We start from the raw sequence: 12,481 nt of genomic DNA on the forward strand, positions 1-12,481 counted from the left end.
CCTGCCGGGTATGACTACCGAGAGCGTCGACGTCAGTTCCGCTGCTGGCGCCGGGAACGCGAAGCAAGCGGCGAAGTCGCGCACCGCCGGCCGGTTCCTCGGTATCGCGGTGGGCAACTTCCTCGTCCTGATGGACGCGTCCATTCTGAACGTCGCCCTGCCCGACCTCCAGCACAGCCTGCACGCCTCCACCGGCGCCCTGGCCTGGACCGTCGACGCCTACACGGTCGTCTTCGCCGGTCTGATGCTGGCGTCCGGCTCGTTCGCGGACCGCCTCGGCCCGCGCCGGGTCTACCGCGGCTCGCTGCTCGCGTTCGGCGTCGTGTCCCTCCTGTGCGCCCTGGCCGGCTCGGCCGGACTGCTCATCGCCGGCCGTGCCCTGCTCGGCGTCGCCGCCGCGGGCCTGGTGCCGGCCTCGCTCGCGCTGCTGTCCGGGCTCTACCCCGACCCGGCCAAGCGCTCGCGTGCCGTCGGCGCCTGGGCCGCGGTCAGCTCGCTCGGCCTGGTCTCCGGGCCGGTGCTCGGCGGCGGCCTGGTCGCGCTCGGCGGCTGGCAGCTGGTCTTCCTGGTCAACCCGCCCATCGCGCTGGTCACCTGGCTGGCGGCACGCGGCTTCGCCGCCGACGGCGAGCGCCCGCACCGGCCGATCGACGCGGCCGGTCTCGTGCTGTCCATCGCCGGGCTCGGCGCGCTCACCTTCGGTCTGGTCGAGGGCGGCACCTCCGGCTGGGGCGAGCCCGGGCCGGTGATCGCCGTGATCGTCGCCGCCGTCGCCTTCCTCGCCCTCGCCCTCGTCGAGCGGAAGGCGCCGTACCCGGCGCTGCCGCCCGCGCTCCTGGTCCGGGCCCGGGTGCAGGCCGACATGATCGCCGGCTCGGCCGCCTCCTTCGTCTTCTACGGTCTGCTGTACGCGATGACCCAGTGGATGGTGAACGAGCGCTCTCTCAGCGCGCTGCAGACCGGCCTCGCCTTCCTGCCCATGACCGTGCCGCTGGCGGTGCTCCCGCTGTTCACGGGCCGACTGGTGGCCCGCATCGGCACCCGCCCGCTGATCCTGTTCGGCCTGGCCTGCGGGGTGCTCTCCGGAGTGATCCTCGCCTTCTCCGGCACCCACACCCCGTTCGTGCTGCTCATCGCCGCCCAGCTGATGCTGGCGCTCGGCTCCACCACCGCGATCCCCGCCTCCACCGCCGACATGGCGATGGCCGCGCCCGTCGAGTACGCCGCGACCGCCCAGGGCGCGCTCAACGCGTCCCGGCAGGCCGGCTCCGCGCTCGGTGTCGCCGTGCTCGGCACCTTGGTCTCCATGCACCGCATCGGCCTCGGCGTCGTCGTGTTCGCGGCTGCGGCGCTCGTGATCGTCCTCGCCCTGCTCGGCCGCGCCCGCGGCCAGGAGGCCGAGAGCTGACCCCCTTCGGGGATGTCCCTGACCCGGGCGGATCCCGCCGACGTACCTCCCGCAACCGAAAGGAACACCGCGATGACCACCGCCCAGCAGGAGACCGCACAGGCTCCGGTCCGGCGATCCGTCGGCTGGATCCGCGAGGCGCTCCAGACCGCGATCGCGCTGGAGCACTCCACCCTGCCGATCTACACCTCGGCCATGCTCTCCCTCGAAGTGCAGAACTACACCAGCTACAACACCATCCGCAGCGTGCTGATGGAGGAGATGGTCCACATGGCCATCGCCGCCAACATGCTCGCCTCGATCGGCGGCCGCCCGCGGATCAAGGACCTGGACCCGCGCTTCCCCTCCCACGGCCTGCCCGGCGGGGTCGAGCCCGACCTGCACATCGGCCTGGCCTCGCTGTCCAAGCCCCAGCTGCGGAACTTCATGCGCCTGGAGTCGCCGCTGTTCCTGTTGCCGGAGGAGTACAGCCACGAGAGCTTCCCGACCATCGGCAAGCTCTACACGCAGATCAAGGACGCGATCACCGACAACGCCGAGGAGCTGCGCGCGGCGGTCAAGGGCGGCGGCATCGCCAACCAGGTCGGCGACAACATCGGCTTCAAGACCATCGTGCCGACCCCGGGCGTCGACCCGGTCGACCAGCTCCTGGAGGGGATCACCGAGATCCTGGAGCAGGGCGAGGGCGCGACCGGCGGCACCATCCAGGCAGGCGCGGCCTTCCAGCACGAGGAGTCGCACTACGGGAAGTTCGCGGAACTCTGGTACGGGCGGGAGTACCGCACGCCCGAGCCGGCGCTGGAGCTGAGCCCGGAGACCGAGGCCGTGCACTTCCAGGGCAGCAGGATCGACTGGCCGGACGTGGTCAACACGCTCGCCGTGCCGTCCGACGGCTACGCCAAGATCCTCGCGGCCGACCCCGACGGGGCCGAGGCCGAGAAGGAACTCCTCCAGTTCGACGAGACGTACACGGGCATGATGGTCCACCTCGACGAGCTGTGGAACGGGCCGACGGCCACCCAGTGGCCGACCTTCGGCGAGGCCGTCCACCACATGGTGAAGTTCCGGGTCTTCTCCTGCTTCACCTTCATGCGCCGGCAGATCCCGCAGTCCGTCATCGACGACCTGCCGCGCCTGTACCCGGCCGAGTTCGGCTTCCTGAACACCTACACCGACCTGAACCGGCCCGTCTTCTACGGCCCCCGCTTCCGCAACCTCGCCGCCGCCCAGGCCTGAAGCCCCCCGCAGGAGACTGACCATGTCCCGTACGAAAACGGTCCTCATCGTCCTCACCAGCCACGCGGAGCTGGGCGACACCGGCCGCGCCACCGGCTACTACCTGCCCGAAGTCGCCCACCCCTGGAAGGTGTTCACCGATGCCGGCCACCGCGTCGACCTCGCCTCGGTGCGCGGCGGCCGGCCCCCGGCCTCCGGCGTCGACCTGAACGACAGCGTCCAGAAGGCCTTCCTCGAGGACCCGGAGATGAGCGCGAAGCTGGCGGACACGCTCCGCCCCGAGGACGTGGACCCGGCCGCATACGAGGCGGTCTTCTTCGCCGGCGGCCACGGCACCATGTGGGACTTCCCCGGCAACGGGACCCTGGCCGCGCTCGCCCGGGACGTCTACGAGGCGGGCGGCGTGGTCGCGGCCCTGTGCCACGGCCCTGCGGCGCTGGTCGGGGTGCGGCTCTCCGACGGCCGCCCGCTGGTCGAGGGCAAGCGGCTGACCGGGTTCAGCAACGCCGAGGAGGCCGCGGTGGGCCTCACCGACGTCGTGCCCTTCGCGCTCCAGACCGCCCTGGAGGAGCTGGGCGGCAAGCACGAGAGCGCCGCCCCGTTCGCCGCCCACGCGGTGACCGACGGCCGCCTGGTCACGGGGCAGAACCCGGCCTCGGCCACGGACACAGCCATGGCGACGGTCCTGGCCCTGGCGTCGTCATGACGGCACCGACGACCGGGGAGACGGTCGGGGCGGCCGATCCGTACGCGCCGCCTGTCACCGCACCCGCAGGCCGCGCCCGCTGGTTCGTCCTCGCCGTCGGACTCACCTGCACCTTCCTGGTCGTCGGCGGAGTCTCCATCGCCAACCTCGCGATGCCGTCCCTGCAGCAGACCCTGCACGTCGGCTTCGGCGCCGTGCAGTTCGTCGTCGCCGGATACGGGCTGGTGTACGCCGTCTTCCTGATCACAGGAGGGCGGCTCGGGGATGTGCTGGGCCGCCGCCGGGTGCTGCTCGGCGGGCTCGTCCTGTTCACCGCCGCCGTGCTGGTCAGCGGCCTCGCGCCGAACGCACCCGTGCTGATCGGCGCCCGCCTGGTGCAGGGCTTCGGCGCCGCGCTGATCTACCCGCAGATCCTGTCGATCATCCAGGACACCTTCGAGGGCGCCGAACGCAACTTCGCGCTCGGCCTGTTCGGCGCCACCATCGGTGTCGCCATCGTCGTCGGCCAGCTCGTCGGCGGCGCGCTGATCCAGCTGGACCTGGCCGGGCTGGCCTGGCGCCCGGCCTTCCTGGTGCTGGTCCCGCTCGGCGCCGCCGCGCTGCTCACCGGCCGCCGGGTCATGGCACCGGACCGGCCCGCCGGCCGCCCGCACATCGACCTCGCCGGCACCGGTCTGCTCGGCGGCGCCCTGCTCCTGCTCGTCCTGCCGCTGCTCGTCGGCCCGGGCGCGGGCTGGGCCTGGTGGACCTGGGCGATGTTCGCCGCAGCCCTCCCCGCGTTCACCCTCTTCGTCCGCTACGAGCAGCACCTGGACCGCACCGGCCGCACCCCTCTGCTGCGCCCCTCCCTGTTCCGGCAGCGGGCGTTCAGCGTGGGCATCGCGATCGGCGTCCTGTACTTCATCACCATCGTCGGCCTCGCCGTGTACACCTCGCTGACCTTCCAGGTCGGACTCGGCCTCGACCCGCTGCAGGCGGGCCTCGCGTTCGCCCCCGTCGGCGTCGCGTTCTTCGTCTCCTCCCTGCTGGTGCCCCGGCTCGTGCCGCGGCTCGGCCGGTCCGTGCTGGTGCTCGGGCACGTCCTGCTGCTCGGCGGCCTGATCGCCGCGTGGGCCACCGTGCGCGGTGCCGGCTCCGGTATGTCGGCGGGTGAGCTGGCCCTGCCGCTGCTGCTGATCGGCACGGCCCAGGGCCTGACGATGTCCCCGCTGATCGGTGTCGTGCTGACCGGCATCCGCCCCTCCGACAAGGGCTCCGCCTCGGGCGCGCTGACCACCGCGTTCCAGATCGGCCAGGCCCTCGGGGTGGCCGGAATCGGTACGGTCTTCGCCGTCCTCGGCGCCCGCCCGGGCGCGGCCACAGCGTCAAGCCGTTACCAAGTCGCCTATCAATCAGCCCTGTTGCTCATGGCGGCGCTTACGCTGGTGTCGTTCGTCCTGGTCTATGCACTTCCGAACCCGCACGACAGCCGGCCCCACCACCACTTCCTGTGGGTACGGCACGGCCGGCGGACCGGGCTCGCGCACGCGTTCTACCTGCTGACGGGCGGCCACGCCGTGGGCCGCCGGCTCAGCCACTGGTTCCACCACCACGAAGGGAAACACTGATGCGTCAGGTCGCTCTGGGCAGCCAGGGTCTGCAGGTCTCCGCACAGGGACTCGGCTGCATGGGCATGAGCCAGTCGTACGGAGTCGGCAACGACGAGGAGTCGATCCGGACCATCCACCGGGCCCTCGATCTGGGCGTGACCCTGATCGACACGGCCAACGTGTACGGGGCGACCGGCCTGTACGGCGTCGGCGCCAACGAGAAGCTGGTCGGCTACGCGCTGCGCGAGCGCCGGGACGACGTGGTCCTCGCCACCAAGTGCGGCATCGTCGACGTGCGGCCCGGGACGGGCATGGTGCTGCAGGCCGACCCGGACTACATCCGCCGCTGCATCGACGAGTCGCTCCAGCGCCTGGGCATCGAGTACGTCGACCTGTACTACCTGCACCGGGTCGACCCGAAGACGCCCATCGAGGAGTCCATCGGCACGATGGCGGAGCTGGTGCAGGCCGGCAAGGTCCGCTACATCGGGGTCTCCGAGGTGTCCGCCGACGAACTCGAGCGCGCGCACGCCGTGCATCCGATCACGGCCGTGCAGAGCGAGTACTCGCTGTGGACCCGCGACATCGAGGCGGAGGTCCTGCCCACGGCCCGCCGGCTGGGCATCGGCGTGGTCCCGTTCTCGCCGCTCGGCCGGGGCTTCCTGACCGGTGCGGTCACCAGCCGGGACACCTTCGACTCGAACGACATGCGCCGCAACATGCCGCGGTTCTCGCAGGACAACCTGGACGCCAACCAGAAGGTCGTCGACGTGATCCGGGAGATCGCCGCCGCCCACGACGTGCTGCCCGGCCAGATCGCGCTGGCCTGGGTGCACGCCCAGGGCACCGACCTCGTCCCCATCCCGGGCACCAAGCGGATCAGCTACCTGGAGCAGAACACGGCCGCCGCGGACATCACCCTGACCGCGGACGACCTGTCCCGCCTGGCCGAGGCGGCCGCCCAGATCCAGGGCGCCCGCCGCTGACCCTCGCCCGGCTCAGTCCGCCTTCAGCTCCGGCGGATGCAGGAAGTAGTTGGCGGCCGACGCCGCCTGCGCCCCCTCGTGGACGGCAGCCGTCACCTGATGGGAGTGCAGCGCGGTGAGGTCGCCGGCCGCGTAGACGCCCGGCACGCTGGTCTTCTGCTCGGAATCCACCTGGACGTATCCGGTGGGGGCGAGCCGGACGCCCAGCTGCCGGGCCAGCGTCGTCTCGGGTGTGGCGCCCTGGATGGAGAAGAGAGCGTCCAGCTCCAGCCGCCGGCCCTCGCGGGTCAGCACCGCGGAGAGCATGCCGTCCGCGCCCTCGACCTCCCCGATCCGGTCGTGCACCACCGGAATGCCGGCGTTCTCCAGACGGCGGCGGAACTTCGGGCTGATCTCGTCGCTGCCGCTGTTGGTCAGCACCCGCACCCGGTCGGTCAGGCTGTGCAGCTGCATGGCCTCGCCGGCGGCCGCGTCGGTGTGGCCGACGACCAGGATGCTCCGCCCCCGGTTCTCGTAGCCGTCGCAGGTGATGCACCAGAACATCGACCGGCCGACGTACGACTCCCAGCCCTCGAAGTGGGGGAAGTGGTCGAGGACGCCGGTGGCCAGCACCAGCGCCCGGGCCCGCCAGGAGTGCCCCTGGGAGCGGACCGTGAAGCCCCGCTCGGCATCGCCCTCGGCGTGCGTGATCAGGTGGTGCAGCACCTGGACGCCCGCGTACCGGGAGAGCTGCTCCCGGCCGAGCTTGCGCAGGTCGACGGTCGGAACGCCCTCGGGGAAACCGAGGTAGTTGTGGTTGGTCTGGTGGTGCGTCGAGCGCCCGTGGCCCGTGTCGAAGACCAGGACCTCACGGTTGTAGCGGGCCAGGTAGAGCGCCGCGGAGAGACCGGCCGGGCCGCCCCCCACGACGATGGTGTCGACGAGCCTCATGCGTACGTCCCCTTCTCACTCGAGTGGTGCGGCTCTCACGTGGTGCGGCTCAGTGCCCCGGCCAGCTCCAGTTCCGCGTGGACCGCGCCGAGGCAGCGGTTCATGACGACGCGCAGTCCGCCCGCCTCGGCGATCTCCCGTGCCTCGTCGGACACGATGCCGAGCTGGAGCCACAGCGCCCGCGCCCCGATCTGCAGGGCCTGCCGGGCCACGGCGGGCGTCTCGGGCGCCGGCCGGAACACGTCGACGACGTCGACGGGTTCGCCGATGTCGAGCAGCGAGGCGAAGGCCGGCCGGCCCAGTACCTCGCGGTGGTGCGGGTTGACCGGGATGACGGTGAAGCCCTTGCGCTGGAGGTAGGCCGGGATCTCGTGCGCGGACTTGCCCGGCTCCGCCGAGGCGCCCACCACCGCGATGGTGCGCGCCCCGCCGAGGATGCGGCGGTATTCGTCCCACAGGTACTCGGTCATGCGTACGTCCCCTCGTCGTGTCGTTCGCCGTCCCCGGCCCGGTGCCGCGGCCGCAGCCAGATGACGCCGAGGGGCGGCAGGGTGACCTCGGTGCTCCACTCCTGGCCCTGCCAGGGGACCGGAGTGGCGTGCAGCGGCGCGGAGTTGACCACGCCCGAGCCGCCGTAGCGGTCCGCGTCGGTGTTGAGGATCTCGGTCCACTCGCCGTCGCTGGGCAGGCCGATGCGGTAGCCGTGGCGCACGGTCGGCTGGAAGTGGTGCACACAGACCAGGGGCGTGCCGTCGGCGTCGTGGCGGACGAAGGCGTACACGTTGTCCTCCGCCGCGTCCGCGTCCAGCCAGCGAAAGCCCTCGGGGTCGGCGTCCAGGTCCCACAGGGCGGGAAGCCGCAGGTAGTGCGCGTTGAGGTCGCGGACCAGGTCGCGCACGCCGGCGTGCGGGGCGTGCGCGAGGGCCCGCCAGTCGAGGCCCGCGTCGTGCGACCACTCGCTCTCCTGGGCGAACTCCTGGCCCATGAAGAGCAGATGCTTGCCGGGGAAGCCCCACATGAGGGCCAGGTACGCCCGCACGTTGGCGAACCTCTGCCAGGTGTCGCCGGGCATCTTCCCGAGCAACGAGCCCTTGCCGTGGACCACTTCGTCGTGGCTGATCGGCAGCAGGTGGTTCTCGGCGTACGCGTACACCATGGGGAAGGTCAGCGCGTGGTGGTGGTACTGCCGGTGCACCGGGTCCTTGCCCATGTAGACCAGCGAGTCGTGCATCCAGCCCATGTTCCACTTGAAGCCGAAGCCGAGCCCGCCGTGGTCGGTGCGCCGGGTCACGCCCTCCCAGGCGGTGGACTCCTCGGCGATGGTGACCACGCCGGGGCAGTTGCGGTAGACGGCGGCGTTCATCTCCTGGAGGAACTCCACCGCCTCCAGGTGCTCCCGGCCGCCGTACGCGTTGGGCAGCCAGCCGCCCTCGGGCCGCGAGTAGTCGAGGTAGAGCATCGAGGCGACGGCGTCCACCCTGAGGCCGTCGACGTGGAACTCCGTGCACCAGTACAGGGCGTTGGCGACCAGGAAGTTGCGTACCTGGTCTCGCCCGTAGTCGAAGACGAGGGTGCCCCAGTCGGGGTGCTCCCCGCGGCGCGGGTCCGGGTGCTCGTACAGGGGGGCGCCGTCGAACCGGGCCAGCGCCCAGTCGTCCTTCGGGAAGTGCGCCGGCACCCAGTCGAGGAGCACGCCGATGCCCGCCCGGTGCAGCGCGTCGACCAGGTGGCGGAAGTCGTCGGGGGTGCCGAGCGCGGCCATGGGCGCGTAGTACGAGGTCACCTGGTAGCCCCAGGAGCCGCGGAACGGATGCTCGGCGACGGGCAGGAACTCCACGTGGGTGAAGCCCAGCGCCTTGACGTAGCCGGGCAGTTCGGTGGCCAGCCGGCGGTAGGTCAGGCCCGACCGCCAGGAGCCGAGGTGCAGCTCGTACACGCTCATCGGTGCCCGTTCGGCGCGCCGCCGGCCGCGTGCCGCCATCCACTCGTCGTCCGTCCAGCGGTGGCGGGAGGTGAAGACGACGGAGGCGGTGCCGGGCGCGGCCTCGGCCGAGCGGGCGAGCGGGTCCGCCTTCTGCCGCCAGGTTCCGTCGGGCCCGAGGATCTCGAACTTGTACCGGCAGCCGTCGCCGACGTCCGGCACGAACAGCTCCCAGACGCCCGAGGCGCCCAGCGACCGCATGGGGTGCCCGGCGCCGTTCCAGTGGTTGAAGTCCCCGACCACGCGCACGCCACGGGCGTTCGGCGCCCACACCGCGAACGCGGTGCCGGTGACGGACCGGTGCTCGCGCACCTGTGCGCCCAGCACGGTCCACAGCCGCTCGTGCCGGCCCTCGGCGATCAGGTACAGGTCCAGCTCCCCCGGCACGGGCGGGAAGCGGTACGGGTCGTCCGTCTCGCACGCGCACTCGGCGTAGCGCGCCCGCAGCCGGTAGTCCGAGGTGCCGTCCGGCAGCAGCCCGGAGAAGACGCCGCCGCCCTCGTGAGCCAGCTCGGCCAGGACGTTCCCGGCCGTGTCGATCGCCCACACCGTCTCGGCGAGCGGTTTGAGGACGCGCAGCACCACGCCGTCCGGCCCCGGGTGCGGGCCGAGCAGCGCGTGGGGGTCGCCGGCCTCGCCGGTGGTCAGACGCCTGAGATCGGTGGCCGGCAGCCGAGCGGGGGCCGTCCGGTCGAGGCGGGGGGAAACCGGCGGGTTCACGAGAGGTGCGTCCTGTCCGTGATGATGTGGGCGACCTGGTGCTGTGGATCGAGACGTACGTAGTTCTCGCGGCCCCAGCGGTACGTCTCGCCGGTCAGCGCGTCGTGCGCGTCGAAGGTGTCGGCGCGGTCGAGGCCGAGGGCCGGCAGGTCGAGGTGGACCGTCGCCTCCCGGACGCTGTGCGGATCGAGGTTGAGGACCACCAGCACCCAGTCGTCCCCGACCCGCTTGGAGAAGCAGACCACCGCGTCGTTGTCCGCCCGGTGGAAGCGCAGGTTGCGGAGCTGCCGCAGGGCGGGGTGGTCCCGGCGGAGCCGGTTGAGCGTGGTGATCAGCGGGGCGAGGGTGTCACCGGAGGCGTCGGCCGCCTTCCAGTCCCGGGGCCGGTACTGGTACTTCTCCGAGTCGAGGTACTCCTCGCTGCCGGGTCCGGCGGGCACGTTCTCGTACAGCTCGTAGCCCGCGTAGACACCCCAGGTGGGTGCGGCCGTGGCGGCGAGCACGGCACGGACCGCGAAGGCCGCGCGGCCGCCGTACTGCAGGAAGGCGTTGAGGATGTCCGGGGTGTTCACGAACAGGTTCGGCCGCAGGTAGGCCGCGCTCTCCTCGCCGCCGAGCCCGGCGAGTTCGGAGAGGTAGGACTCGACCTCCTCCTTGGAGTTGCGCCAGGTGAAGTAGGTGTAGGACTGGTGGAAGCCGACCCGCGCCAGGCTGTGCATCATCGCGGGACGGGTGAACGCCTCGGCGAGGAAGAGGACGTCGGGATCGGTGGAGTGCACCTCCTCGATGAGCCGCTCCCAGAACCAGACCGGCTTGGTGTGCGGGTTGTCCACGCGGAAGATCCGCACCCCGTGCGCCATCCAGTGCCGCAGCAGGCGCAGGCACTCCGCGTACAGCCCCTCGGGCTCGGCGTCGAAGTCCAGGGGGTAGATGTCCTGGTACTTCTTCGGCGGGTTCTCCGCGTAGGCGATCGACCCGTCCAGCCGGTGCCGGAACCATTCGGGGTGCTCGGTGACCCAGGGGTGGTCCGGGGAGCACTGCAGCGCGAAGTCCAGCGCCACCTCCAGGCCGAGCTCGCCGGCCCGGGCGACGAAGTGGTCGAAGTCGTCGAGGGTGCCGAGGTCCGGGTGGACGGCGTCGTGGCCGCCGGCCGGGGAGCCGATCGCCCAGGGCGACCCCGGGTCGTGCGGGCCTGCGGCCAGGGTGTTGCCGCGGCCCTTGCGGTGGGTGGTGCCGATGGGATGGATCGGCGGCAGGTACACCACGTCGAAACCCATCGCGGCAACCGCTTCGAGGCGCTCGGCCGCGGTCCGCAGGGTCCCCGAGCGGGGCGGCTCCAGGACGCCGTCCGCGTTCACCGAGGCGGGCACGGCCCCCTCGGAGCGCGGGAAGAGCTCGTACCAGGCCCCGAACAGCGCCCGCTCCCGGTCGACGCGCAGCGGCAGCTCCTCGGAGCAGGTCACCAGCTCGCGCAGCGGATGGGCGGCCAGGGTGCCGGTCACCTCGGTGCCGAGGGCGGCGGCGAGCCGGTCGTCGGGGGCGAGCGTGCCGTCCAGGAGCCGGTCGCGCGCCGTCTCGAGCACCTCCCGGGCGCGCTGCGGACCGTCGGCCGGCAGCTTGTGCAGCGCCCGCTCCAGCAGCAGCGCGCCCTCCGCCAGCACCAGCTCCACGTCGATCCGGGCCGGGACCTTGATCCGCGCGGTGTGCCGCCAGGTGGCCAGGGGATCGGTCCAGGCCTCGACCCGGTACGTCCATTCGCCCTCCCGGTCGGCCGAGACCTGCGCGGCGTACCGGTCGGTGCCCGGGGCGATGAGCCGCATGGGCGTGAAGGGTCCGGGCACACCGTCCGGGCCGGTCAGGACGACGTTCGCGGCGACCGCGTCGTGCCCCTCCCGGAAGACCGTGGCGGACACCTCGAACAGCTCGCCCGGCACGGCGCGGGCGGGCCGGCGGCCCGCGTCCACCTGGGGTCGGACGTCCCGCACGGGTATCCGGCCGACGGTGGGGGCCGGCCGACGGACGTCGGGCTTGCCTTGCATGGTCATGCCTCCTGGCACCGAAGTAAGAGCCTGCGTCACATCGGCTCTGAGGTCGTGGACCCGGCTCTGGCGGGCACCGGGGTCAGGGCAGGGAACGGGGATGCGGCGCAGGCCGGCGCAGCGCCGTGGTCCCGTTGCTCACGGCGGCGATGATGCTGCGGTAGCCCGCCACCAGCGGGTGGTGCGGATAAGCCGTGCTGAACAGCCGCTCCCCGGCCAGCGAGGCCATCTCGGGGGCGTAGGGCAGCACCACGCTGATCCGGGTGCCGAAGGCGCTTTCCACCTTCGCGCGCAGCGGCTCCGGCGCCGTTCCGGCCGGCACCAGGTTCACCGCCACGCTCAGCCGCCCGCAGCCGAGACGGTCGGCGAGCGACATCGTCTCGGCGGCGCCCGCCATGTCCAGCCGGTCCGCCCGGGTGACCACCACCAGGGCGTCCGAGCTGGCCATCGAGGTCACCGTCTCGTTGTTGAAGCCGGCGTGGGTGTCGAGGAGCAGCACGTCGAGGGCGAGCGAGTCGATCAGCCGGTCGAATCCCTCCCTGAGCAGCCCGACGTCGTAGCCGCGCCCCATGATCTCGTTGATGCCCGTGGCCCGGCTGCGGGCCGGCACCACGAAGAAGCCGTCGTGACCGGCGTCCGCCTCCGCGGCGTAGGCGGCGTCCTCGATCTCGCACCGCCCGATCAGGTAGTCGGTCAGGGAGCGCCGGACGGTGCCGAGCGCGTCCCCGAACAGGACGTCCAGAGCGGGCGTCTGGATGTCGGTGTCCACCAGGGCGACCCGGTGTCCGGAGGAGGCCAGCAGCACCGCCAGGTTGGCGGCCGTGCTGGACTTGCCCGTGCCGCCCCGGTACGAGTGCACGGTGATGATCTGCGACATGGTCTGCCC

Annotated in this window: 10 protein-coding genes; 5 read left to right on the forward strand and 5 right to left on the reverse strand. The window is 72.2% G+C overall.

The window, feature by feature from the left end; all coding sequences use genetic code 11:
- Positions 1–10: 10 nt before the first annotated feature.
- The 5 genes from SRB17_RS18065 (at position 11) to SRB17_RS18085 (ending at position 5,925) form a co-directional block, all read left to right on the forward strand.
- A complete protein-coding gene (locus SRB17_RS18065; RefSeq protein ID WP_153540018.1) occupies positions 11–1,408 on the forward strand; it encodes an MFS transporter in 1,398 nt (465 codons plus the stop codon).
- Between the two features lie 72 nt (positions 1,409–1,480).
- On the forward strand, positions 1,481–2,644 hold the full coding sequence (locus tag SRB17_RS18070; RefSeq protein WP_153540020.1) for a ferritin-like domain-containing protein: 1,164 nt from the start codon (positions 1,481–1,483) through the stop codon (positions 2,642–2,644).
- A 22-nt stretch (positions 2,645–2,666) separates the two neighbouring features.
- Entirely contained in the window at positions 2,667–3,350 is a 684-nt protein-coding gene (locus SRB17_RS18075) for a type 1 glutamine amidotransferase domain-containing protein (protein WP_153540022.1), read from the forward strand.
- On the forward strand, positions 3,347–4,957 hold the full coding sequence (locus tag SRB17_RS18080) for an MFS transporter (protein WP_153540024.1): 1,611 nt from the start codon (positions 3,347–3,349) through the stop codon (positions 4,955–4,957). Before SRB17_RS18075 ends, SRB17_RS18080 begins: the two co-directional genes overlap by 4 nt.
- Complete coding sequence (locus SRB17_RS18085; RefSeq protein WP_153540026.1) at positions 4,957–5,925, forward strand: aldo/keto reductase; 969 nt, start codon at positions 4,957–4,959, stop codon at positions 5,923–5,925. The genes SRB17_RS18080 and SRB17_RS18085 overlap by 1 nt, the downstream gene beginning before the upstream one ends.
- Before the next feature lie 12 nt (positions 5,926–5,937).
- On the opposite strand, the gene SRB17_RS18090 is transcribed toward SRB17_RS18085, so the two are convergent.
- The 5 genes from SRB17_RS18090 to SRB17_RS18110 all read right to left on the reverse strand — a co-directional run bounded on the left by SRB17_RS18090 (position 5,938) and on the right by SRB17_RS18110 (position 12,472).
- Positions 5,938–6,855: an NAD(P)/FAD-dependent oxidoreductase gene (locus SRB17_RS18090; protein WP_153540028.1), complete on the reverse strand. Its 918-nt coding sequence runs from the start codon at positions 6,853–6,855 to the stop codon at positions 5,938–5,940.
- Positions 6,856–6,890: 35 nt separating this feature from the next.
- A complete protein-coding gene (locus tag SRB17_RS18095; protein WP_153540030.1) occupies positions 6,891–7,325 on the reverse strand; it encodes a CoA-binding protein in 435 nt (144 codons plus the stop codon).
- Entirely contained in the window at positions 7,322–9,556 is a 2,235-nt protein-coding gene (gene glgB, locus SRB17_RS18100) for a 1,4-alpha-glucan branching protein GlgB (RefSeq protein WP_323375844.1), read from the reverse strand. Before glgB ends, SRB17_RS18095 begins: the two co-directional genes overlap by 4 nt.
- The gene (locus SRB17_RS46380; RefSeq protein ID WP_228396159.1) at positions 9,553–11,595 is read right to left on the reverse strand and encodes an alpha-1,4-glucan--maltose-1-phosphate maltosyltransferase; all 2,043 of its coding nucleotides are present in this window, start codon (positions 11,593–11,595) and stop codon (positions 9,553–9,555) included. Before SRB17_RS46380 ends, glgB begins: the two co-directional genes overlap by 4 nt.
- Positions 11,596–11,677: 82 nt before the next feature.
- Positions 11,678–12,472, reverse strand: coding sequence for a MinD/ParA family ATP-binding protein (locus SRB17_RS18110; protein WP_153540037.1), 795 nt, complete (start codon positions 12,470–12,472; stop codon positions 11,678–11,680).
- Positions 12,473–12,481: the final 9 nt, after the last annotated feature.

The organism is Streptomyces sp. RB17, from assembly GCF_009604455.1.
In the GTDB taxonomy this organism is placed as follows: domain Bacteria; phylum Actinomycetota; class Actinomycetes; order Streptomycetales; family Streptomycetaceae; genus Streptomyces.

Bases quoted from the DNA above. Each gene is read 5' to 3' on its own strand.
- SRB17_RS18090 (WP_153540028.1), bottom strand. From the start codon at position 6,855: ATGAGGCTCGTCGACACCATCGTCGTGGGGGGCGGCCCGGCCGGTCTC.
- SRB17_RS18080 (WP_153540024.1), top strand. From the start codon at position 3,347: ATGACGGCACCGACGACCGGGGAGACGGTCGGGGCGGCCGATCCGTAC.
- SRB17_RS18095 (WP_153540030.1), bottom strand. From the start codon at position 7,325: ATGACCGAGTACCTGTGGGACGAATACCGCCGCATCCTCGGCGGGGCG.
- SRB17_RS18110 (WP_153540037.1), bottom strand. From the start codon at position 12,472: ATGTCGCAGATCATCACCGTGCACTCGTACCGGGGCGGCACGGGCAAG.
- SRB17_RS18085 (WP_153540026.1), top strand. From the start codon at position 4,957: ATGCGTCAGGTCGCTCTGGGCAGCCAGGGTCTGCAGGTCTCCGCACAG.
- SRB17_RS18075 (WP_153540022.1), top strand. From the start codon at position 2,667: ATGTCCCGTACGAAAACGGTCCTCATCGTCCTCACCAGCCACGCGGAG.
- SRB17_RS18070 (WP_153540020.1), top strand. From the start codon at position 1,481: ATGACCACCGCCCAGCAGGAGACCGCACAGGCTCCGGTCCGGCGATCC.
- SRB17_RS18065 (WP_153540018.1), top strand. From the start codon at position 11: ATGACTACCGAGAGCGTCGACGTCAGTTCCGCTGCTGGCGCCGGGAAC.
- SRB17_RS46380 (WP_228396159.1), bottom strand. From the start codon at position 11,595: ATGCAAGGCAAGCCCGACGTCCGTCGGCCGGCCCCCACCGTCGGCCGG.